The sequence below is a fragment of the Chromobacterium sp. HL1 genome (genome assembly GCF_057418835.1).
This window is the reverse complement of the sequence record NZ_CP162399.1, coordinates 2,064,072-2,085,980: the sequence shown is the minus strand read 5'-3', so window position 1 is coordinate 2,085,980 and position 21,909 is coordinate 2,064,072. Positions and strand designations below refer to the sequence as shown.

Annotated in this window: 25 protein-coding genes; 13 read left to right on the top strand and 12 right to left on the bottom strand. The window is 64.7% G+C overall.

The window, feature by feature from the left end:
• Positions 1-100 precede the first annotated feature (100 nt).
• Together AB1Z25_RS09475 and AB1Z25_RS09470 are read right to left on the bottom strand one after the other, a co-directional pair.
• Complete coding sequence (locus tag AB1Z25_RS09475; protein ID WP_107799277.1) at positions 101-1,222, bottom strand: DmpA family aminopeptidase; 1,122 nt, start codon at positions 1,220-1,222, stop codon at positions 101-103.
• Positions 1,223-1,224: 2 nt separating this feature from the next.
• The gene (locus AB1Z25_RS09470; RefSeq protein WP_107799278.1) at positions 1,225-2,595 is read right to left on the bottom strand and encodes an APC family permease; all 1,371 of its coding nucleotides are present in this window, start codon (positions 2,593-2,595) and stop codon (positions 1,225-1,227) included.
• A gap of 114 nt (positions 2,596-2,709) precedes the next feature.
• Here AB1Z25_RS09470 and AB1Z25_RS09465 point away from each other — a divergent pair, with 114 nt between their 5' ends.
• Entirely contained in the window at positions 2,710-3,501 is a 792-nt protein-coding gene (locus tag AB1Z25_RS09465) for a helix-turn-helix transcriptional regulator (RefSeq protein ID WP_107799279.1), read from the top strand.
• A 7-nt stretch (positions 3,502-3,508) separates the two neighbouring features.
• On the opposite strand, the gene AB1Z25_RS09460 is transcribed toward AB1Z25_RS09465, so the two are convergent.
• The 5 genes from AB1Z25_RS09460 to AB1Z25_RS09440 form a co-directional block, all read right to left on the bottom strand.
• A complete protein-coding gene (locus AB1Z25_RS09460; RefSeq protein WP_486637103.1) occupies positions 3,509-4,285 on the bottom strand; it encodes a transporter substrate-binding domain-containing protein in 777 nt (258 codons plus the stop codon).
• Positions 4,286-4,360: 75 nt separating this feature from the next.
• Entirely contained in the window at positions 4,361-5,038 is a 678-nt protein-coding gene (locus AB1Z25_RS09455) for a hypothetical protein (protein ID WP_486637102.1), read from the bottom strand.
• An 86-nt stretch (positions 5,039-5,124) separates the two neighbouring features.
• Positions 5,125-5,928 carry a type 2 periplasmic-binding domain-containing protein gene (locus AB1Z25_RS09450; RefSeq protein ID WP_227108141.1) on the bottom strand — a complete coding sequence of 268 codons (804 nt, stop codon included), beginning with the start codon at positions 5,926-5,928 and terminating at the stop codon, positions 5,125-5,127.
• A gap of 64 nt (positions 5,929-5,992) precedes the next feature.
• Positions 5,993-6,514, bottom strand: coding sequence for a cupin domain-containing protein (locus AB1Z25_RS09445; RefSeq protein ID WP_253314655.1), 522 nt, complete (start codon positions 6,512-6,514; stop codon positions 5,993-5,995).
• Between the two features lie 177 nt (positions 6,515-6,691).
• Positions 6,692-7,444, bottom strand: a complete 753-nt coding sequence (locus AB1Z25_RS09440) for a copper homeostasis protein CutC (protein ID WP_253314656.1) — start codon at positions 7,442-7,444, stop codon at positions 6,692-6,694.
• A 97-nt stretch (positions 7,445-7,541) separates the two neighbouring features.
• Here AB1Z25_RS09440 and AB1Z25_RS09435 point away from each other — a divergent pair, with 97 nt between their 5' ends.
• Positions 7,542-8,030, top strand: coding sequence for a MaoC family dehydratase (locus AB1Z25_RS09435; protein ID WP_486637101.1), 489 nt, complete (start codon positions 7,542-7,544; stop codon positions 8,028-8,030).
• Between the two features lie 15 nt (positions 8,031-8,045).
• Here the strand turns inward: AB1Z25_RS09435 and AB1Z25_RS09430 are convergent, their stop codons facing one another.
• Both AB1Z25_RS09430 and AB1Z25_RS09425 read right to left on the bottom strand, forming a co-directional pair.
• Complete coding sequence (locus AB1Z25_RS09430) at positions 8,046-8,996, bottom strand: GMP reductase (RefSeq protein WP_227108136.1); 951 nt, start codon at positions 8,994-8,996, stop codon at positions 8,046-8,048.
• 187 nt (positions 8,997-9,183) lie between these two features.
• Positions 9,184-9,831, bottom strand: a complete 648-nt coding sequence (locus AB1Z25_RS09425) for a ParA family protein (RefSeq protein ID WP_227108134.1) — start codon at positions 9,829-9,831, stop codon at positions 9,184-9,186.
• A 103-nt stretch (positions 9,832-9,934) separates the two neighbouring features.
• Here AB1Z25_RS09425 and AB1Z25_RS09420 point away from each other — a divergent pair, with 103 nt between their 5' ends.
• A complete protein-coding gene (locus tag AB1Z25_RS09420; protein ID WP_107799288.1) occupies positions 9,935-10,597 on the top strand; it encodes an HAD family hydrolase in 663 nt (220 codons plus the stop codon).
• 85 nt (positions 10,598-10,682) lie between these two features.
• Here the strand turns inward: AB1Z25_RS09420 and AB1Z25_RS09415 are convergent, their stop codons facing one another.
• Together AB1Z25_RS09415 and AB1Z25_RS09410 are read right to left on the bottom strand one after the other, a co-directional pair.
• Positions 10,683-11,612 carry a DHH family phosphoesterase gene (locus AB1Z25_RS09415; protein ID WP_107799289.1) on the bottom strand — a complete coding sequence of 310 codons (930 nt, stop codon included), beginning with the start codon at positions 11,610-11,612 and terminating at the stop codon, positions 10,683-10,685.
• A 58-nt stretch (positions 11,613-11,670) separates the two neighbouring features.
• Positions 11,671-12,258, bottom strand: coding sequence for an IMPACT family protein (locus tag AB1Z25_RS09410; RefSeq protein WP_227108130.1), 588 nt, complete (start codon positions 12,256-12,258; stop codon positions 11,671-11,673).
• Positions 12,259-12,374: 116 nt separating this feature from the next.
• On the opposite strand from AB1Z25_RS09410, the gene AB1Z25_RS09405 reads away from it, so the two are divergent.
• The 9 genes from AB1Z25_RS09405 to AB1Z25_RS09365 all read left to right on the top strand — a co-directional run bounded on the left by AB1Z25_RS09405 (position 12,375) and on the right by AB1Z25_RS09365 (position 18,769).
• Positions 12,375-12,503 carry a hypothetical protein gene (locus AB1Z25_RS09405; RefSeq protein WP_255411645.1) on the top strand — a complete coding sequence of 43 codons (129 nt, stop codon included), beginning with the start codon at positions 12,375-12,377 and terminating at the stop codon, positions 12,501-12,503.
• A gap of 147 nt (positions 12,504-12,650) precedes the next feature.
• Positions 12,651-13,085 carry an NfeD family protein gene (locus AB1Z25_RS09400; RefSeq protein ID WP_107799291.1) on the top strand — a complete coding sequence of 145 codons (435 nt, stop codon included), beginning with the start codon at positions 12,651-12,653 and terminating at the stop codon, positions 13,083-13,085.
• A 5-nt stretch (positions 13,086-13,090) separates the two neighbouring features.
• Entirely contained in the window at positions 13,091-14,041 is a 951-nt protein-coding gene (locus AB1Z25_RS09395; protein WP_107799292.1) for an SPFH domain-containing protein, read from the top strand.
• Between the two features lie 115 nt (positions 14,042-14,156).
• Positions 14,157-14,690, top strand: a complete 534-nt coding sequence (locus AB1Z25_RS09390; protein ID WP_107799293.1) for a septation protein A — start codon at positions 14,157-14,159, stop codon at positions 14,688-14,690.
• Positions 14,690-14,992 (top strand): YciI family protein, encoded by a 303-nt coding sequence (locus AB1Z25_RS09385; protein ID WP_227108128.1) that lies wholly within the window; start codon positions 14,690-14,692, stop codon positions 14,990-14,992. The genes AB1Z25_RS09390 and AB1Z25_RS09385 overlap by 1 nt, the downstream gene beginning before the upstream one ends.
• Positions 14,989-15,255: a BolA family protein gene (locus AB1Z25_RS09380; RefSeq protein ID WP_081544784.1), complete on the top strand. Its 267-nt coding sequence runs from the start codon at positions 14,989-14,991 to the stop codon at positions 15,253-15,255. Before AB1Z25_RS09385 ends, AB1Z25_RS09380 begins: the two co-directional genes overlap by 4 nt.
• 29 nt (positions 15,256-15,284) lie before the next feature.
• Positions 15,285-16,073, top strand: coding sequence for a peptidylprolyl isomerase (locus AB1Z25_RS09375; protein WP_107799295.1), 789 nt, complete (start codon positions 15,285-15,287; stop codon positions 16,071-16,073).
• 26 nt (positions 16,074-16,099) lie between these two features.
• Positions 16,100-16,882 carry a peptidylprolyl isomerase gene (locus AB1Z25_RS09370; RefSeq protein WP_107799296.1) on the top strand — a complete coding sequence of 261 codons (783 nt, stop codon included), beginning with the start codon at positions 16,100-16,102 and terminating at the stop codon, positions 16,880-16,882.
• A 255-nt stretch (positions 16,883-17,137) separates the two neighbouring features.
• On the top strand, positions 17,138-18,769 hold the full coding sequence (locus AB1Z25_RS09365; RefSeq protein WP_227108124.1) for a methyl-accepting chemotaxis protein: 1,632 nt from the start codon (positions 17,138-17,140) through the stop codon (positions 18,767-18,769).
• Between the two features lie 114 nt (positions 18,770-18,883).
• Here the strand turns inward: AB1Z25_RS09365 and AB1Z25_RS09360 are convergent, their stop codons facing one another.
• Positions 18,884-20,434 carry an APC family permease gene (locus AB1Z25_RS09360; RefSeq protein ID WP_107799298.1) on the bottom strand — a complete coding sequence of 517 codons (1,551 nt, stop codon included), beginning with the start codon at positions 20,432-20,434 and terminating at the stop codon, positions 18,884-18,886.
• Between the two features lie 378 nt (positions 20,435-20,812).
• On the opposite strand from AB1Z25_RS09360, the gene AB1Z25_RS09355 reads away from it, so the two are divergent.
• Positions 20,813-21,901: a polyamine ABC transporter substrate-binding protein gene (locus tag AB1Z25_RS09355; protein ID WP_107799299.1), complete on the top strand. Its 1,089-nt coding sequence runs from the start codon at positions 20,813-20,815 to the stop codon at positions 21,899-21,901.
• The last annotated feature ends 8 nt before the right edge of the window (positions 21,902-21,909 follow it).

Genomic DNA, 21,909 nt, shown 5'->3' with positions numbered 1-21,909 from the left:
CCGCCTCCTGCTGTGTGTCCGCCGCCGATGCGGCCCCATGCCATGATAATAGCATTTCATGACGCAAACAAAACACCGGGGCCGCGCGCCGACGCGCCGGTCAGCGCGGACGCCAGCCGCTTTCCCGCAAAGCGGCCAGCAAGCGCTCGGCCTTGAGGCCATGCGCCGCGTGGCCGTGGTGGCCGCTCAGATCGCCCGCCGCCAGCAAGGCGTTGACGATGGCTTCTTCCACCGCTTCCGCCGCCGCCTCGAACAAGGGCGAGAGATGGTCCGCGTTCACCATTTCCACCGCGCAGGTCAAAGCGCCCTTGCCGGCGTAATCGGTCATCGGCAGGCCTTGGTTGCCGGTGGCGAAGGCCACGAAGATGTCGCCGCTGGAATCCTCGGTGCCGCCGCCGGTGCGGGCGATGCCGATGCCGGCGCGCTGCGCCAGCCGCCGGCATTGATCCGGCAGCAAGGGCGCGTCGGTGGCCAGCACCGCCACGATGGAGCCCATGCCCGGCTGCGGCAGCCGTCCAGCGTCAAACGGCGAGGGAATCTCCGCGCAGCTCAGATGGCGGCCCACCGGGTAGCCCTCCACCAGCAAGGAGCCGCGCTTGCCGTGATTGGCCTGCACCAGCGCCCCCACCGTCCAGCCGCCCGCCTCCGCCGGCAGCCGTCGCGAAGCGGTGCCGATGCCGCCCTTGAACTCATGGCAGATCATGCCGCTGCCGCCGCCCACGCTGCCCTCGGCCGGCAGGCCGCCGCTGGCCGCCGCTTGCGCGGCGCGCGCGTGTTCCGCCTTCACGTGGAAGCCGTTGATGTCGTTGAGCAGGCCGTCGAAGGTTTCCAGCACCACCGGCATGGTCCAATACAGCTGCGGCTCGCCGGCCACCGCCTCGCGCTCGCCGGCGATCAAGGCGTCCCGCACCACGCCCACGCTATGGGTATTGGTCAGCGCGATCGGCGTGCTCAGCACGCCGGCCTCGCGCAGCCACTCCAGGCCGCTGGCGTCGCCGTTGCCGTTCAACACATGCACGCCGGCAAAGCACGGCATGCGCCGCGCCAGACCCGGCCGCGGTTCGATCACCGTGACCCCGGTGCGCGCGCGGCGGCCGTCGTCGAAATCCGCCCAGGCGGCCGCGTGCCCCACCCTCACGCCGGGCACGTCCGTAATCGCGTTCAGGGGGCCGGGTTCGCCCTGGCCGATGCGAATGCCCAATGCTCTGGCTCGTTTCAACATACTCACCTCTCTTTCTGTTCTTCAACGATCAATACGGCGGCGGGCTGCTTACGGCCCGCCAGCAAAAGCCCGGTCAGCGCGATGCCGCCGATAATCCACCAGTCCCGCGCGGGCGCGTCTCGCAGCACCGCCCATAATAGGGAGAGGCTGCCCGCCGCCGCCAACAAGGGCGGCCACGGCCAGCCGGGCATGCGGTAAGGGTGCGGATGCCGGCCCAGGCGGCTGCGCAGGGCCGCCAGCGCTAGCAATAGATAGTTCAGCATCAGGATGATCACGGTGAAGGACGCCAGATCGCCCAGGCTGGAATGAAAGGTCAGCAAGGCGGACGGGACGGCCAGCGCCAGCGTGGCCACCCAGGGCGTGCCGAAGCGCGGATGGATGCGTTGCAGCGCCCGGCTCGCCGGCGCCGGCCACAAGCCGTCCCGGCCGCTGGAGTACAAGAAGCGGCCGCTTTGCACCACGATGGCGATGATGGCGTTGAACACCGATAGAAAGATGCCGCCGCTGATCACCCGCGCCAGCCCCGGGCTGCTCAAATGACTGAGCACGTAGTTGATCGGATCGGCCTGCCGGCTCATTTCCGCCAGCGAGGGCGCGCCCAGGATCAGGGCGGTCACCGGTATCAGTTCCACCAGCACCACGATGGACAGCGCCGCCAGCACCGCCTTCGCCACCGGCCGGCCGCTTTCGCGCATGTCCTCGGCAAAGTACACCGCCCCGCCGAAGCCGTTGTAGGCGAACACCGCCGTCCCCACCATGGCGATGATCGCCGCGGCAGGCACCGCGGCGAGGCCGCCGTCCGCCGCCGCCTTCACCGGCTGCCACAGCACCGTCGCCGGCTGCTGCGCTTCGCTGAAGCCCAGCCAGGCGATCAAGGCCAGCGCGGCCAGCTCCAGCAGCAGGAAGGAGCCGGTCAGCCAGGCGTTCAGCTTGATGTCCAGCACCGCGATGCCGAAACACAGCACGATCATGGTCAGCGCCACTTCGGCGCCGTCCAGCCGGGTGCCCAGCGCGGAATTCAGATAGGGCGCGGCCCCGGTGGCCAGCACCGCCGGAATGAACAGCAGCAGGCATAGAATCAGCAGATACATTTGCAGGCTGAGCGCGCGGCCGAACACCCGCTCGATGATCACGTACTCGCCGCCGGCGTTGGGGTGGGCCGCGCCCAGCTCGGCGTAGCACAGCGCGAACGCGACGGCCAGCGCCGCCGCCAGCGCGAAGGCCAGAAAGGCCCCGCTGCCGGCGCCTTGCAGCGCAAACGGCGCGATCACGAAAATGGAACTGGCCGGCGTCACGCCGGACACGGTTATCAACACGACGTCCGTCACGCTCAATGAACGGCGCAATCCGGGGCGGCTTGCGGCTTGGCTCATAGTGTTCTCCTCTTGTCGCTATGGTCTTGTAGTCAGACTTGCGGGAGACAGTGTATTTTGACGCGGGAGGGCGCCCAATCACCGTGATGGGTTACCCCGAGCGGGGATTGCCGGATGGAAGCTTTGTTGAAGGAACTGCCGCTGCACCATCATCTGGCGCAGCTGATGGCGCACATCGGTCTGCCCGGGTTTTGGCGTCAGCTGGTCTTGCTGTTGCGCGGCAGCGTGCCGCTGGACAATGCGCTGGCCGCCTGCTTCCACGCGAACGCGCCGCCGCAGATTCTGGAGGAATGCGATTTTCAGCACTTGGCCGCGCCGTCGCCGATGGCGCTTTACTGCCAGGGCCTGTATCTGCTGGACCCCTTCTATCAATACGCGCAGCGGCCTTTTCCCGACGGCCTCCACCACTTGCCCGACATCGCGCCGGACCACTTCCGCCAAAGCGAGTATTTTCAGCGTTATATGAGCGGCGAGGTGGGCGTGGACGAGGTCCAGCTGCTGCTGCGCCTGGCTCCGGACCAGGTGTTGACCCTGTCGCTGGGCAAGGCCAGCGCGTTCGAACCGGCCGACATCGGCAAGCTGCGCGTGATGCAGCCCTGGCTGCTGTCCGCGATGCGGCGTCACTGGCAGCTGAGCTCCGCGCCCACGCCGCCATCGCAGCGCCTGGCCGATCAACTGACGCAGACGCTGAGTCATTTTGGCCACGGCAGGCTGTCCGAGCGCGAGGCGGAGGTGGCGCGGCTGACGCTGTGCGGCCTGTCCAGCAAGGCCATCGCCCAACAGCTGGCCATTTCGCCGGAAACGGTCAAGGTTCACCGCCGCAATCTGTATCTGAAGCTCGGCGTGGCCAGCCACGCCGAGCTGTTCAATTGCTATATCGAGCAACTGCGAGGCAGCGAAGCTTAGGTCAGACTCACTTCCCCAGCCACTTGGCCGACAGGCCGGCGAATTCGCCGTTTTGCAGGCTCTGGCTCAGCCATTGATCCACCCAGGCTTTCCAGCGCCAGTCGTTGGGCAGCAGATAGGCTTTTTGCGAAAAGTCGAACGGCTTCTCCGGGTGCACCGCGCACAGCTCCGGATGCAGCTTCTGCTGATAACGGGTTTCCACCGCGTCCGTCACCATCAGATCGGCCTTGCCGTCTATGATCTGCCGGAAAATGGTGACGTTGTCCGGATGCACGGTCAGCGTGGCCGCCGGCAAGCGGGCGCGCGCGAACTTTTCATTGGTGCCGCCCGGATTGACGATCAGCTTGACCCGGGGCTGGTTGATCTGGGCGATGGTCTGAAAACGCTGGACGTTTTCGCAGCGGGTGATCGGTGTCTTGCCGTCGTTCAGATAGGGCTGCGAATACAGCGCCCGCTTCTGCCGCTCCAGATTGATCGACACCCCGCTCATCGCGATGTCGAACTTGCCGGCCTCGTGGTCGCGCATCAGCGTCGGCCAGCTGGTGGCCACCAGTTCCAGCTTGACGCCCAGCGCCCGCGCCAGGCTCTCGGCCATCTCGATGTCCAGGCCGCGATAGGCGCCGCTGGCCGCGTCCCGCTCGCTGAACGGACGGTAATCGCCGGTGGTGCCCACCCGCACGCTGCCGCGTTGCAGGATATCGTCCAGGCGGTCCGCCAGCGCCGGCTGGCCGGCGATCAGGCCGGCCAAGAGCAGGCCGCCCAGTTTCTGTGATTTCTTCATCATGCTTGCTTTCTTCTTCTGTTGTTTGCGCAGCGGACGCTGCCAGCGCCCTGCTCGCAAGACTTGTTCGACGCGGCCTCAATAGGCCAGCGGGAAGGCGAAGACTTCGCGCTGATAGGTTTCCACCACCACGCTGAACGGCGCGTTATCGCTGCCGCGGTAGAGCACGGCGCGGTGTTGCAACACTTCCGGCGCGATATCCAGGCCGCCGGCGGCGACGCCCTGGGCGGCGGGCTTCATTTCCCAGCCCGCCGGCAACGGCGACCACAGCAATTTGACTTCCTCGGTTTGCCGGCGGAAGTTCAGCGCCGCCACCGCGCGGCCAAACGGTACGTCGCTGCCGTCCAGTTGGCGGTTCATCTCCGCGCTCAGCTTGGACGGCAAATACCAGTTGTCGGCCTCGGACAACACATGCTCGCCGCAAGCCAGCCGCACCCGGCGGTAGGCGATGCGCTCGTCCGGCCGCGCCTGCAACTGGGCGCGCACTTCCGGGCTGGCTTCCTTGTGGTCCGCCGGATTGCGCAAGGCGCGAATCTGCGCCGGAGACGCCATCCGGTGATCCGCGCACCATTGCTGCAAGGTGCGGGTGGCGCTGCTATTGCTCAGCAAGGTGGCGTTCAAGGTCTGCAGCAGGGCCAGCGCCTTGACGCGGGTGTCTCGGCCGTCCTGCCAACCGGGATAGGACCAGGCCTCCGCCAAGGCCGGACCGGCGGCCAGCCATAGACAGCCGGCGGCCAAAAGCGTTTTCTTATGCATGGGGATTCCTAAGGAAATCAAGGAGCGGAAAATAATAAAGCAAAAGCTTTAACTTTGATAGCAAGCAGTCGCTGAACAATCCATCATCATTTGTGCGCCGCGCCGCCGGCGTCGCGGTGCGCGCCCAGCGCCCGCAGCTGGGCGAGAAAGGCCGGCGACTCGCGTTGCCGCTCCAGCTCCGCCCAGATCCTGCCCGGCAGGCTGGGTTCGCGGTGCGCCAATTGGCGCGACAACATCAGGAAATAAGGCTTTTCTTCCAAGGGCAGCCGGCAGCGCTCTATCGTCTCCGTCAGCTCGGGATGCTCGCGCAGGATCTGCTCCGCGCGCGGCGTCTGCAAGGCCGCTCCGCTCAAGCGCCGCAGGCGCAGCTTTTGCAGAATGGCCAGCGGATCGCGGTTGCTGTCGTCTATCTCCACCTGCTGCTTGCGCAAAAAGAGGCCGATGGAGAAATCGGTCTGCATGCCTATCGGCGCCATGCCGCTGGACAGGCGCGCGCCGTCCCAATCCACCGTGGTGCCCTTGAGCCGATACAAGGAATAACTGGCGCTGTGCAGCCGTTGGCCGGCGTCCGGTCCGCCGTCCGGCAGCATGGGGTACAGCCCCCATTGCGAACGCTCCGGCACGAAGCTGGCGGCGAAAGCGCCGTCCATCTTGCCTTGGCGCAGCATATTGATGCAGCGCCGCCACGGCATCGGATGCAAATACAGCTCCAGCTTCAAGGCGCTCTGCACATGCTTGATCAGCTGAATGTCCAGCCCGCCGCCGCGGCCGTCCAGCCAGGGATAGGAAGCCTGATCCTCATAGCAGAACGACAAGGGCTCCGCCGCCGCGCCCAGCGGCCACGCCAGCGCCAACACCGCCGCCGCGCGGCTCAATGCCCGCCTCTTCATTGCCTTATCCATGGAGGAACGATGGTTCCGTTATCGCTCATGCCGCGGCCGCATGCCAAGCCGGCTATTTCCGGACCAGCGCCTGTTCCCGCTCCAGCATGTCGAAGATGCCGGGGCGCGCCGGCTCGCCGTCGTAGTACGGCGCGCTTTCCAGCCGCCCCACCTGCTTCAGATGGCGGACCAGCACCTTGCCGCTGTCCGGATAGACGCAGACCTCGTGCGGGTCGTTGACGCCGATGCCGAGGTAGACCAGGTCCTGATCGAAGGGGTTGGCGATTTGATGCGCGACGCCGGTGCCGGCCGGACAGGAAATGCAGTCGCCGGGCCCGATTTCCTGCAGGCTGTCGCCCAGTCGCAGCACGCCGCGCCCGGACAGCACATAGAAAATCTCGTCCTCGCGGGCGTGGGAATGAAAGGGGCAGCCCGCATGCCCCGGCGGCAGACGGGTCAGATTGGCGCCCAGCCGGCCGGGCAAGGCGTCCAGCGCCGGCGTCAGCGGATGATAGCTGCCGCCCCACCCTTCGCCCTCCCGGTAGTCCACGGCTTCCACTTGGTCGATATTGACCACATGCGACGGCTTGCTCATCTTGCGCTCCTTAAAACCGCTGACAAAACCCCTGATCCTGCATTGCGCTTCCTGATCGTACGGCTTGCGCTGCCTGCGTCGGCGCGCCTTGGTTCAGGTTTTGGTCCGCGGCTCTTGAATGGTCCGCGGCCGGGAAATGTCAGCATCATCCTGCAAATGCGTGCCGTCCGACAAGCGTCAATCCAGGCCGCGCAGCAAATCCGTCATGGTCCGTATGGTTTCGGCGCAGCTTTCCCGTCTGTCGTACTCGTCCTGACCCGCCGCGCCCATGCTGATCCCGGTCTGGCGGTAGCGCATCGCGCTGGCCACCTTGACCCGGGCCGAGGCGTGGAATTCGCGGCAGCCGGTGGCGCGCGCGAGTTCGGCCAGATTGTCCGGCCGCACGCCGCCGCCCGGCATCAGGATTAGCCGCTCGCCCGCCTGGCGGCTCAGCCGGCGGATCAGGGCCGCGCCCGCCAGCGCGTCCGGCGCCTGGCCGGAGCTCAGCAAGCGCCGGCAGCCGCTGGCGATGATCTGTTCCAGCGCCCGCTCGGGATCCCGCGCCATGTCGAAGGCGCGATGGAAGGTGGTCGTCATCGGCCCGGCCAGCTGGACCAGTTCTCGGCTGCGTTCCACGTCCACCTCGCCGTCCGCGGTCAGCAGGCCCAACACCACGCCGTCCGCCCCCAGTTCGCGGCAGGCCAGCACGTCGCGGCGCATCACGTCGAACTCCTCGTCCGAATACAGAAAATCGCCGCCGCGCGGACGCACGATCACATGCAGGCCAATGTCCAGCCTCTGCCTCGCCAGCGCAATCATGCCAGGCGACGGCGTGAGCCCGCCGGTTTCCAGGCTGGCGCACAATTCCACCCGGGCCGCGCCGCCCTGAGCGGCGGCCAGGCAAGACGCCAGCGAGCCGGCGCACACTTCCAACTGTCTATCTTGCGACAAAATATCCCCCTTGCTGGGCTGAACGCACCAGGGATTTTGACCCGTTTCGCCGGCCGCGTTAAGCTGCGCGCTCGAGATGACGCAAACGTAAGTCGATATGCTCTATTTTGAAGATTTGAAAGCCGGACAGCGGTTCCACAGCCCCACCCATGTATTGAGCGAGGACGAGTTGATCGGCTTCGCCCGGCAGTATGATCCGCAATACTTCCACACTGATCCGCAGCGCGCGGCGGACAGCCTGTTCGGCGGCCTGGCCGCCAGCGGCTGGCAGACCAGCAGCCTGAGCATGCGGCTGGTGACCCAGACCGAGCTGGGCAAGATGGCCAACGGCTTGATCGGCATGCAGATCGACAAGATGCGTTGGCCCCAGCCCACCCGCGCCGGCGACGCCTTGCGCGTCACCGTGGAGGTGCTGGACAAGCGCCGCTCCAACAGCCAGCCCGGCTTCGGCGTGGTGAAGGTGCGCTGGACCACCGTCAATCAGCGCGACGAGGTGGCAATGCAGCTGGAGTGCTCGATCTGGGCGCAATGCCGCGCCCAGCCGCAAGCAGAAGAAGCGCCGCACCCGGCGGCGCAGCACGCCTGAGCCGCGCCGCCCGGATCAGCGGCGAACCTGGATCAGTTCCGCCCCGCGCAAGGCCTGCAGGGTGTTGCCGCCGGCGTAGCTGATCGAAGACTGCAGGTCTTCCTGCAGTTCGCGCAGCAGCTTGCCGATGCTGCCCTTGTACTCAACAAGAATCTTCTTGCCTTCCACGTTGACGTAGGCGCCCTTGTTGAACTGAGAGGCGCTGCCGAAGTATTCCTTGTAGTGCTTGCCGTTGATCTCGACGATCTCGCCGGCGGATTCGTCGTAGCCGGCGAACAGCGAGCCCGCCATGACCATGCTGGCGCCGCAGGCCAGCGCCTTGGCGATATCGCCGTGCTCGACGATGCCGCCGTCGGCGATCACCGGCACGGACACCGCGGCCACGCAGTCCTGCACCGTGGAAATCATCGGGCGGTGGAAACCGGTCTTGTTCTTGGTGATGCAGACGCGGCCGCCGGCGATGCCGGCCTTGATCGCGTCGCAGCCCCAGCTTTCCAGATCGCGCGCGGCTTCGCCGGTGGCGATGTTGCCGCCGATCAGAAAGGTCTCGGGGAAGGTCTGCTTGATGTGCTTGATCATGCGCTCCGCCTTCACGCACCAGGCGTTGGCGATGTCCAGCGTCATGTATTCAGGAGTGAGGCCGGCCTGCTTGAGCGCGGCCAGCTGTTCCAGCGTGTCGTCGTTGACGCCGACGCTGATGGAGGCGAACAGGCCCTTGTCCTGCATGGCGCGGGTAAAGGCCACCGCGTCCACATTGAAGCGGTGCATGGTGTAGAACCAGTTCCGAGCGGCGAAGAGCTCGCTGGTTTCGGCGCAGACCACCGACTTCATGTTCGACGCGTAAACCGGCATGTCGAAACGGCGCGGGCCGAATTGCACCGAGGTGTCGCACTCCTTGCGGCTGTCCACCACGGTTTTTTTCGGCACCAGGTAAACGTCGCCGTAATTGAGTTCTGTCTTGATCATGCGTGTGCTCCCAAAGCGGAAAAGAGTCAAAAAACAAGGGGCCCCAAACATAAACGGGAGCCCGACGGCTCCCGTTTACAGTGTCCCCTGCGACGCTCTCGTTTGGCTCGCACGCACTTACCGGCACACCTTACGCCGCAGGTTTCTTCACGTCAAGCTATTTTATTTCAGATCAAGACAAAACATTTCATTTGTCGCACCAGCTGCCGTCCTCCTCGCCCAGCCAGTTGAGCAGAGGCTGCCAGGCCTCGCGGTCGCGCTGCGCGCGCGACGGCGGCAGGTCGAACAGAGACAAGCCGCTGGACGCCGCCTGCACGTAAAGCTGAGTGTCGCGCAGCCAGGTCAGCACCGGCACCTGATGCTCCGCCAGGAATTTCTCCAGTTCGCGCGCGGAGCGGGTGCGCGGGTCCACCCGCATGCCCACCACCGCCATGAAGGCCTTGTTCTTGCGGATGGCCTTCTCTTCCAGCAGCTGTTCGAAAAAAGCCTCGCTCGCCCACATGTCGAACGGCGACGGCTGGATGGGCACCAGGATGCGCTCCACCCGGGACACCAGGGCCGCCAGCTTTTTGCCGTGCAGGCCCGCGGCGCTGTCCAACACCACTACCTCCGTGCCCTTGGGCGGCCGCGCCGCTTCTCCGGCCTTGACCTCCCAGCCGGCGATGGAAGGCAGCGCCGCGTCGCGTTGCGCCAGCCAGCCCAGCGAGGATTGCTGCCGGTCCACATCGCCCAGCATCACGCGCTTGCCGCGCGCGGCGTAATAGCCGGCCAGATTGGTCGCCAAGGTCGATTTGCCGCTGCCGCCCTTGGGGTTGGCCACCAATACCGATTGCACATCCGCCTCCTCTGCCGTTTGCGATGGCCCACTATACCAGAGGGGAAGCGCTTGCCGCAGCCGGGCGATCGGGTTAAGGTCGAAGCCCGGAAAAGGAGTCCGCATGCCGCAAAACTATGACGCCATCCTGTTCGACATGGATGGTTTGATGATAGACACCGAAAGAATTTCCATGGAGTCCTGGCGCCGCGCCGCCGACGAACTGGACATGACGCTCAGCGATCAGCTGCTGCTGGACATGGTGGGCCTGTCCATGCGCCGCTGCACCGAATTCCTCAGTGAAAGGCTGGGCAGCCAGGACGACGCCGTCGCGCTGCAGAATGTGGGCCGCCGGCATTACTGGCAGATGCTGGAACATGAGGAGATTCCGCTGAAGCGCGGCATCGAGGCGCTGCTGGACTGGGCGCGCGGACAAAACCTGCCGCGCGCGGTGGCCACGTCCACCCAGCGTCAGCTGGCGGACATCAAACTGGGCCGCACCGGGCTATCGCGTTATTTCGACACCGTGGTGGCCGGCGACGAAGTCGCCCACACCAAGCCGGCGCCGGACGTCTACCTGGCCGCCGCGCGCAAGCTGGGCGTCGATCCGCTGCGCTGCGTGGTGCTGGAAGACTCGATCTACGGCCTGCACGCCGGCGTCGCCGCCGGCATGCGGGTGATTCTGGTGCCGGACCTGGTCACGCCGCCGGCGGACCAGACCCATCACGCGCTGGCGGTATGCCAGGATCTGCATCAGGCGCTGGAAGTGCTGCAACAGCTGGCCTGATACGAGCGGCTGCGCGTAATGAGGCGCGGCACGGCGAGTTCAGCCGCCTCGCCACGCCTTAACGCGCACCATCGTCAACGGGCTTTCAGCCGTGGCCGCGGATGCGCGCGACCAGCTCGTCGCGCACATCTTCGGCCTGGTCGTTGCCCACCTGGCAGGTGCCGGCCGCTTCATGGCCGCCGCCGCCGTACTGCAGCATCAGCGCGCCCACATTGGTGCGCGAGCTGCGGTTGATGATGGACTTGCCCACCGCGAACACCGTGTTCTGCCGATTGACGCCCCATAGCTGGTGGATGGAGATATTGCAGTCCGGGAACAGCGCGTAAATCATGAAGCGGTTGGTGGGATGGATCACGTCCTCATGCAGCAGATTCAGCACCACCAGATTGCCGTAGACGCGGGAACAGCGCCGGATCTGCTCCTTGGCCAGCGCCTCGTGCTTGGCGTACAGCTCCACCCGCTCCTGCACGTCCGGCAAGGCCAGGATTTGATCGATGCTGTGGTCGCGGCAATAACGGATCAAGTCCAGCATCAGCTGGTAATTGCTGATGCGGAACTCCTTGAAGCGCCCCAGGCCGGTGCGCGCGTCCATCAGATAGTTGAGCAGCACCCAGCCGGACGGATGCAGCACTTCCTGCAAGGTGTACTGCGCGGAATCCGCCTTGTCCACCGCCTCCATCATCTCGTCGCTGATATTGGGAAACACCTGCTTGCCGCCAAAGTGCTTGTACACCACCCGCGCCGCCGACGGCGCCTTGGGGTCGATCACGTAATTGTCCGCGCTGGAATTGCGCAGGGTTTCGGAAAGATGGTGGTCGATGACCAGATGCGCCGCCGCCACGTAAGGCAGGTTGGTGGTGATGTCGTTCTCGGTGATCTCCACCTTGCCGTCCTGCATATCCTTGGGGTGGGCGAACTTGATCTCGTTGATCATATTCAGTTCGTTGAGCAGCACCGCGCACACCAGTCCGTCGAAATCGCTGCGCGTCACCAGGCGATATTGCTGTTGCGACATGAGTTCCCTCTCTCCCTCTTGAAGGGCCGGCGCGGCCCCGCCCGCGCCGTACGGCGCTTCAGTCGGCCGGCGACACCTCCAGCGCGCCGGCCATCCCGTCCGTCAACGCCGCCAGCAAGGCCTCCGCCTCCGCGAGCGGCAGGCTCAGCGTCAAGCTCACCCGCTCGCCGTAAACGGGCGCCGATACCGGCACGCCCAGTTCTTGGCACAAATGGCGCAGCCGCGCCTCGCCGGCGAAATCCACCGTCGCCGCGTAATCGCCGCGCGGCACCACCGCCGTCAGGCTGGCCGCGTCCATCGCGGCGTTGACAGCTTGAGTGTAGGCTCTGACCAAGCCGCCCGCACCCAATTTAATTCCGCCGAAATAACGGACCACCACCGCCAGCACATCGCAAACGTCCTTGTGCCGCAACACGTTGTACATCGGCCGCGCCGCGGTGCCGGAAGGCTCGCCGTCGTCGTCCAGCATGGAATCCGCGCCGCACAGCAGCACCGCGCAATAATGGCGCGCGTCCGGCCATTGCGCGCGGATCTCCGCCAGCCGCGCCAACGCCTCTTCCCGGCTGCTCACCGGCTGCACGATGCCGATGAAACGGCTCTTCTTGATTTCGATCTCGGCCTGGGCCGACGCTTGCAAATGGAACATTCCGCCCCTCTGACTGTCCGAAGGAGTGGATTGTACCCCAGCGCCGGCAAAGCGCCCGGGCAAGCACTACAATGAAAACGGGAATGCGCCTTGTTCACCTTAGAGGAGCCAAAGCCATGATCATCCTGCTTGTCGTGCTCGCTTCGCTGCTTGCCGTGGTCTGGTTCATGCTGGACAAATTCTGGCTGGATGAGGAGGAAGAGGCTCGCCTGTCTCATTATCTGCCGGACAAGGATCATGTCTGAGAACCGGTTCAGGGTCTCGCGAGCAAGAGCGGGACCGTAAACCGGTTCTAGGCGTCCGCCTGTTTTTTTGACGGTCGACGCCCGCTCGCTTGTCATTCCGCGGCGATGGCATGAAAATGAGCGCTTCAATTTGACAAGGGCATTGTTTTGCCGCTAACTGCCATCTGGATTGCCAGCGCGCTGATCGCGCTGATCGCCGAGTTCTTCTCCGGCACCTTTTACCTGCTGGTCGTCGCCGTCGCCATGCTGTGCGGCGGCGCTGCCGCTTGGCTGGGCGCGGCCGAGGCCAGCCAATACGTGATCGCCAGCCTTGCCGGCGTGATCGGCGTGGCGCTGGTTTACGCTTACAAGCGCCGTCATCCGTCCGCCGCCGCCCAGCCGCGCGCCGACGATCCCGATCTGGGCCAGCCGGTGCAAATCCTCCACGCCTCCCCCGCCGGCCACGTCCGCGTGCAATACCGCGGCGCGGCCTGGGACGCGTCGCCCGTCGACGGCGCCGCGCTGGAGGCCGGCGCCACCGCCTACATCGTCGGCCGCGACGGCAATCTGCTCAAAATCAGTTCAACCCAACCGGAACAATAAGACCCATGGAACTCCTGCCCCTGATCCTGCTCGCCGCCGTCATCGTCTTCGTGTTCAAATCGCTGGCCGTGGTGCCGCAGCAGAACGCCTACATCGTCGAACGCCTCGGCCGCTATCACGGCACCCTGGCGCCCGGCCTCAACATCATCATTCCCTTCATCGACCGCATCGCCTACAAGCACAGCTTGAAGGAAGTGCCGCTGGACGTGCCCAGCCAGGTCTGCATCACCCGCGACAACACTCAGCTGAAAGTGGACGGCATCCTCTACTTCCAGGTGACCGACGCCCAGCGCGCCTCCTACGGCACCAGCAACTTCATCATCGCCATCACCCAGCTGTCGCAAACCACGCTGCGCTCGGTGATCGGCAAGATGGAGCTGGACAAGACCTTTGAGGAACGCGACGAGATCAACCAGACCGTGGTGGCGGCGCTGGACGAGGCCGCGGTCAACTGGGGCGTGAAAGTGCTGCGCTACGAGATCAAGGACCTGGTGCCGCCGCAGGACATCCTGCACGCGATGCAGGCGCAGATCACCGCGGAACGGGAGAAGCGCGCGCGCATCGCCCAGTCCGAAGGCTTGAAGATGGAGCAGATCAACCTGGCCAACGGCTCGCGCGAAGCGGCGATCCAGAAATCCCAGGGCGAGATGCAGGCCACCATCAACAACTCCGAGGGCGACAAGCAAGCCGCCATCAACAAGGCGCTGGGCGAGGCCGAAGCGCTGCGTCTGGTGGCGGACGCCACCGCCGACGCGATCAAGCGCGTGGCCAGCTCCATCCACACCGAGGGCGGCCTGGAAGCGGTCAACCTGAAAGTGGCCGAACAATACGTGGCCGCCTTCGGCAAACTGGCCAAGGAAAACAACACCATCATCCTGCCGGCCAACGTCGCCGACGTCGGTTCGCTGGTGGCCAGCGCGATGAGCGTGGTCAAGCAGACCCAGGCCCCGCGCTAAAGGCCGCTCCGGCGGCGCCCCGTGCGCGGGCGCCGGCCGGATCAAGAACCCGCACCTCACTCTTCAACCCTTGCCCGGCTTGAATATCCGCCGGGCCGCCCCCATAATCGTGCGCATGAAATTCTTCACCGACCTGTTTCCCGTCGTCCTGTTCTTCGCCACTTACTGGCTGAGCCGCGACATGTTCATCGCCACCGGCGTCGCCATCGCCGCCACCACCTTGCTGGTGGGCTGGACCTGGCTGCGCCACCGCAAGGTGGACACCATGCAGTGGGTCAGCCTGGGCCTGATCGTGGTGCTGGGCGGCGCCACCCTGCTGCTGCACGACAAGCACTTCATCATGTGGAAGCCCACCGTGCTGTACTGGGTGATGGGCGCCGGCCTGCTGATCAGCGACTTCCTGGGCAAGAACGGCCTGAAGCTGATGATGGGCCAGCAGCTGCAATTGCCGGCCCCGGTCTGGCGCAAGCTGACCTGGGCCTGGGTGGGCTTCTTCGCCTTCATGGGCGCGCTCAACCTCTTTGTCGCCTATCGCTTCAGCGAAGACGTCTGGGTCAATTTCAAACTGTTTGGCGGCCTGGGCCTGATGCTGGCCTTCGTCATCGCCCAAAGCCTGTTCCTCGCCAAATACATTGAGGAAAAGAAATAATGCTTTACGCCATCATCGGCCAAGATCATGAAGATTCGCTGCCGCGCCGGCTGGAGGCCCGCCCGGCCCACCTGGCGCGCTTGCAGGCGCTGCAGGACGCCGGCCGCCTGGTGCTGGCCGGCCCCTGTCCCGCCATCGACAGCGCCAGCCCCGGCCCGGCCGGTTTCAGCGGCAGCCTGATCGTCGCGGAATTCGAATCGCTGGACGCCGCCCAGGCCTGGGCCGACGCCGATCCCTACGTGGCGGCCGGCGTCTACGCCGACGTCAGCGTCAAACCCTTCCTCAAGGTGTTTCCGCAATGAGCGCCACGGTTGAACTGCTCAGCGCCGCCTTGCAGGCCTTGACGCCGGAACACCTGGACATCCAGGACGACAGCGCCTTGCACGCCGGACACGCCGGCGCGCGCGACGGCGGCGGACATTACACGCTAACCATCGTCAGCGCCCGCTTTCAGGGATTGAGCCGCGTGCATCGCCACCGGCTGATCTACGAAACGCTGGGCGACTTGATGCAAACCAAGGTGCACGCTCTGGCCATCAGAGCGTTCACGCCAGAAGAAATCTGACTTGATTCCATAAGAAGGATAGATACCCCATGAAGCTTTCCCGCATCGCCGCCCTCGCGCTGGCCGCCTCCGTCGCCCTGCCCGCCGCCGCGGAATCCATCGCCGTGGTCAACGGCGCCGCCATCGACAAGAAGGAACTGGACGCGGCCGTCGCCAACATCGTGCAAAGCAGCGGCGGCAAGGCCCAGGACAACCCTGAGCTGCGCGAGCAATTGAAAACCTCGCTGATCACCCGCGAAGTGATCCTGCAGGAAGCGCGCAAGCGCCAGCTGGACAAGCAACCGCTGTTCACCCAGCGCCTGGACGACATCCGCAATGAAATGCTGCGCGAAGCGCTGTTCGCCGACATCGCCAAACAGGCGCCGGTGACCGACGCTCAGATCAAGGGCGTCTACGACAAGCTCGCCGCCCAGCAGACCGGCAGCAAGGAAGTCCACGCGCGCCAGATCACGCTGAAGAGCGAGGCCGACGCGCAGAAGGCGATCGCCGATCTGAAAAAAGGCGCCAAGTTCGACGAACTGGTGAAGACCCGCTCCATTGACCCCAACGCCAAGCAAAGCAACGGCGAAATGGGCTGGGGCAACCTCAACCGCATGGACCCGCCGCTGGCCGCCGCGCTGAAAGACATCCGCAAAGGCCAGACCAGCGGCAAGCCCTACCAGTCCCCGTTGGGCTGGCATGTGTTCAAGGTGGAAGACATTCGTGACGCCAAGCTTCCGTCGCTGGATGAGGCCAAGCCGCAAATCGGCCGCCAACTGCAAGAAGAAGCCATCGCCAAGGCAGTGGAAGACCTGCGCGCCAAGGCCAAGATCCAATAAACCAACCCATCAGGACATCTAAGAATATGCGTAAAATCTTGCTGACCAGCGCCCTCGTCGCCGCCTTCGCCGGCAGCGCCATCGTGGTTGCCGGCCCGGTCGTCAACGGCCAGGCCATCACCGACGCCCGCATCGACGCCGTGGTCAAGATGATGGAAGCCCAGGGCCAGCCGGCCAACCCGCAAGCGCGCGACATGGTCAAGGATCAACTGGTCACCGCCGAAGTGCTGCGCCAGGAAGCCGTGAAGAAGGGTCTGGACAAGTCGCCGGAATTCGCCGCCGAACTGGCCAATATGCAAGCGATGGCGCTGGCCAACCGCCTGATCAAGGATTATGAAAAGTCCAATCCGGTCAGCGACGCCGATCTGAAAGCCGAATACGACAAGCTGGTGGCCAGCGTGCCGGAAACCAAGCAATACCACGCTCGCCACATCCTGGTGAAGACCGAGGCCGAAGCCAAGGCGGTGATCGACGCGCTGAAGAAAGGCAAGTCTTTCGACAAGCTGGCCAAGGAGAAGTCCCAGGATCCGGGCAGCAAGGACAAGGGCGGCGATCTGGACTGGCAGGAAGCCGGCACCTTCGTGGCGCCGTTCTCCGAAGCCATGACCAAGCTGTCCAAGGGCGAAGTGACCGCCAAGCCGGTGAAGACCGAGTTCGGCTGGCACGTGATCAAGCTGGACGACGCCCGCGTGCAACGTAATGTGCCGGCGCTGGACGACATCCGCCCGCAGCTGACCCAGCGCATCATGGGCGGCCGCGTGGAAAAGCTGATCGCCGAGCTGAAAGCCAAGGCGCAAATCCAGAAGTAAGCCGCAAAACGCGGCAAGCCAGAGCAAGCGGACCCCGGTCCGCTTTTTTCATACCCGTCGCATAAGCGCCGCCGCCGCGCCGCGCCCCGGCCCGCCTCGCCGGCGCGCCGCCTCATGCCCATGGTTTTTGCGCGAAGACGCAAAAACGTCTCCAAAAATTTATCCGCTGTCCTATAAGTAATTATTCACTTTTTGATCACTTCATAAATATATTAAATTGGAAGCACCACAATAAAGTCACCACGGGACAAACTGATGAAAAACCTGCGCATTGGACAAAGACTCGCCCTCGCCTTCGGCGCGCTGATCGCCCTGGTGCTGATCATGAGTGTGGTCATGCTCAACGGGCTCTCCTCCATCAGCGACAGCATGGAGGACATCACCGACAACCGGCTGGAATCCTTGCTGATAGTCGCTCAGCTGGATCACCACCTGCAGCAGCAGCGCATCGGCGCGCGCGATCTGATCATTGAAACCGATCCGGCCAAGATGGCCGAGATCAAGGCGCAGACCGACCAGACCATCAAGGCCTTCAACAACGCCGAAAAGGCGCTGGAAGACCACTTCACCAAGTTCCCGCCGATACCGGCCACCGCCGCCCTGCTCAAAGACGTGGGCCAGGCCCAGGAGGCGCTGGACGCCCCCACTAAAAAGCTGATGGCGCTGGCGATGGCCAACCAGAACAAGGAGGCGGAAGCCTTCATGGTCGGGGAGCACCGCCCGCTGATCCACCAGCTGGAACAAAAGGTGGAAGCCCTCAGCAAGGCGCTGGCCGACCGCGCCCAGGACAGCCGCAAGGACGCGGAAACCAGCGCCACCGCCGTGCGCGCCACCTCGCTGACCATCACCGCCATCTGCCTGGGCGCGGCCGTGCTGATAGGCTGGCTGCTGACCCGCTCCATCACCCGCCCGCTGAACAGCGCGGTGGAAGCCGCGCGCGAAGTGGCCGCCGGCAATCTGCGCATCGAGCTGCAGCCGGACGGCAAGGACGAGCCGGCCCAGGTTATCGCCGCGCTGGCCGATATGCGCGAACAACTGGTGAAAGCCATCGGCAACGTCCAGCAAGGCGCGGAAGAAGCCAATAGCGTGGCCGGCCAGCTGTCCGAATCCGCCGACCAGGTGCTGACCGCCTCCCATCAGCAAAGCCAGGCCGCCGCCAGCTCCGCCGCCGCGGTGGAAGAGCTCACCGTCAGCATCAGCCACGTAGCCGAAGCCGCCCAGGAAGTGCGCGAACACGCGCAGACCAGCCTGGTCACCGCCAAGAACGGCACCGCCCAGCTCAGCCTGCTGATCAAGGAAGTCGACAATGTCGAGAAAGCGGTCAACGGCATCGCCGAAGCGGTGAAGAACTTCGTCGCCAACACCCGCAAGATCACCAGCATGACCAGCCAGGTGCGCGACATCGCCGATCAGACCAATCTGCTGGCGCTGAACGCCGCCATCGAAGCCGCGCGCGCCGGCGAACTGGGCCGCGGCTTCGCCGTGGTGGCCGACGAAGTGCGCGTGCTGGCGGAACGCTCGGCGGAATCCGCCAAGGAAATCGATCAGGTCACCCATGTGCTGGGCACCCAGTCGGTGGAACTGGAAGACGCCATCACCAGCAGCCTCGCCTCCCTGAGCAGCAGCCAATCCTTTGTCTCGACCGTTGAAGCCGCCTTGCAAGAGGGCGAACAGGCGGTGGCCAAATCCACCGACAGCACCGGCACCATCGTCAGCGCGGTGCAGGAGCAGAAGCTGGCCAGCACCGAGATTGCCCAGAACATGGAGAAAGTGGCGCAGATGGCCGAGGAAAACACCGCCATCGTCAGCAATGTGGCGGACAGCTCGCGCTCGATGTCCGACATCGCCCAGAACCTGCATCAGGCGGTGCGTTTCTTCCGCATCTGAGCCGCCGCCGCGAGTCAAACATCAAAGCCGCCCTCCCGGGCGGCTTTTCATTTGCGCGCGCTCAGCGGGTTTCAACGCCACCCCGCCGACGCGCAGCAGATCGCAAACAGATGCTCAGATTTTTTCGTCGAAGCTGAACACCGGCGTGCCCTTCTTCAGCACCTCGCCGCGGAAGAAGGCCGGATGCTTGCGGTACATGTACAGCATGAGCAGCAGGCCGACCAAGGCCACCGTCACGCCCAGGATGAACACCAGACCCAGGCCGCCGATATGCGAGCCGCTGCCGAAAGCCGGATCCATGCTGTCCAGCGTGGTGCGGATCAGGGCGACGAACAGCAGGACGCCGCCCAGCCCCGGACACAGGCCGCGCAACAGGAAATGGCGCGCCGAAGTCAGCGCCTGCTTGCGGAAATACCAGACGCAGGCAAAGGCCGTCAGGCCGTAATAGAAACACACCATCATGCCCAGCGCGGTAATGGTGTCGGACAGCACGTTTTCGCTCAAGACCCGCATCACCGCGTAAAACGCCGAAGCCACCAGCGCGGACACCACGGTGGCGTAAGCCGGCGCCTTGAAGCGAGACTCCACCACCGCGTATCTGGCCGGCAAGGCCTGGTAATGGCCCATCGCCAGCATGGTGCGCGCCGGCGACATAAAGGTGGACTGCAGGGAGGCCGCGGAACTGGACATCACCGCCAGCGACAGCAGAATGGCCGCCGGCCCCATCACCGGCCCGGCCAGCGCGGTGAACACATTGGCGGCGATGGCCGGGTTGGCGAGGCCGGTGGCATCCGTGCCCACGCCGGCGAAGGACACCACCGCCGCGCTGATCAACACATAAGAGCCCACCAGCAGCACCATCACCAGCGTGGCGGCCTTGCCGGACAAATTGGCGCGCTTGTCGCCGGTGGTCTCCTCGCTGATGGTCACCACCGTGTCCCAGCCCCAATAGGCGAAGATGGACACCGCCACCCCGGCGGCGAATTGGGAAAAGCTTTCCACGGCGAAGGGATTGAACCAGCTCCACTCCACAGGAATGGAATACGGATGGCCGCCGTCGGCGGCGGCGCTGAACGCCGCCCATGCGAACCAGGCCAGCACCAGCACCTGGAACGACACCAACACATACTGCACCCGTTTGGTGGATTGCAGGCCGCGACAGGAAATCCAGGTGGCCACCGCCATGAAACCAAGGCAGGAGACGATGTTCACCGCCGTGTTGTCAGGCAGGGCCGCAATGTCCGGCCGCCCCAGCGCCTGGCCCAAGGCCAGATACATGAAATCCATCGCCACCGCGGCGGTGTTGGATAGCACCAGCACCGTGGACACCACCAGCCCCCAGCCGGCGATCCAGCCTATCCACGGTCCGAAGGCGCGCGTGGCCCAGGTGAAGGACGTCCCGGCGTCCGGCATCTCGCGGTTCAGCTCGCGGTAGCCTATCGCCACCAACAGCATGGGAATGAAACTGACGAAAAACACCGCCGGCATCTGCTTGCCCACCTGGGAGGCCGCCGGCCCCAGCGAGGCGGTCAGCGTGTACGCCGGCGCGCATACGGAAATGCCGATCACCACCAGCCCGAGAATGCCGATGGAGCCGGCGGGCAAACCCTTGGCGCTCAAGCCTCCCCCGTCCGGGGCCGGCAGCGCGTTGTCAACATTACGCATGGTGCATCTCCTTTGTCCGGGACCGCGTCGCAACGTCGGCCCTCGCCTTGTTATGTGCCCGCGTCGGCGCTCAAGCGCCGTCGCGAATGCGCGCGTCCCGCCGTGTCCGCCGGCCGGTCCCGCTTATGGCAGGACCGCGCGCGTCAGGCGTGGTTGCATGGAGTATGCAGATAATTAACACAAAAACATCAAATGGCAAAAATAATAGACGCCACCAGCGCGGGGCGATATGCTGGCTCGGCAAGATCCGGCCCCGCGCCGGCGCCTTGCGCCAGAGCCGGGCCTACCGGCCGCCGCATAAGAACCTGCTTACGATCTGCCGCGCGTTGGCGATACGGCGCAGGAAAGAACCATGCAAAGAGAGAGAAGGAAGAGAACATGAATACCTGGAAGCACTGTCTGCTCGCGCTCGGCCTCGCCGGCGCCGCCCACGCCCAAGCCAATACCGTCAACGTCTACAACTGGTCCGACTACATCGCTCCCACCACCGTGCCGGCCTTCAGCAAGCAAACCGGCGTCAAGGTCAATTACAGCGTCTATGACAGCATGGAAACCCTGAACGCCAAGCTGATGACCGGCCGCTCCGGCTTCGATCTGGTGGTGCCGTCCAATAATGTACTGGGCCTCGGCATCAAGGCCGGGCTGTTTCAGCCGCTGGACAAGAGCAAGATCCCCAACTACAAGAACATAGACCCGGCGCTACTGAAAATGATGGAAGTGTCCGATCCGGGCAATAAATACGCGGTGCCGTATTTCTGGGGCGTGATCACCCTGGGCATCAATGAGGAAAAGGTCAAAAAAGCGCTGGGCGGCAAGCTGCCGGCCAATGAATGGGATCTGCTGTTCAAGCCGGAATACGTATCCAAGCTCAAATCCTGCGGTGTCAGCATTCTGGACTCCCCGTCCGAATTCTTCCCGATGGCGCTGCACTACTTCGGCAAGGACCCGGGCAGCACCAAGGAAGCCGACTACCGTGCCATCATGCCGCAGCTCAACGCCATGCGCGCCAGCGTCACCCGCATCTCCTCCTCCGGCTACATCAACGACATGGCCAGCGGCGAAGTCTGCCTGGCCATGGGCTACGGCGGCGACCTCAACATCGCCAAACGCCGCGCCGCGGACGCCAAGAACGGCGTCAAGGTGGTTCCGCTGATGCCCAAACAGGGCGTGGCCATCTGGGTGGACAGCATGGCCATCCCCAAGGACGCCAAAAACGTGGCCAACGCGCTGTCCTTCATCAACTACAGCCTGGAACCCAAGATCGCCGCGGACAACGCCAATACCGTGACCTTCGCCCCGGGCAGCCTGCCGGCGCGGCAGTTCGTCAACAAACAGTACCTGAACGACCGCTCCATCTTCCCCAATTCCGAAGACCTGAAAAACAGCTTCATTCAGAAGAGCGTGGGCCAGGAAACCCTGCGCATCTACGGCCGTTTCTGGCAAAACTTCAAGCTGGGCCGCAGCTGAAGCCGCGC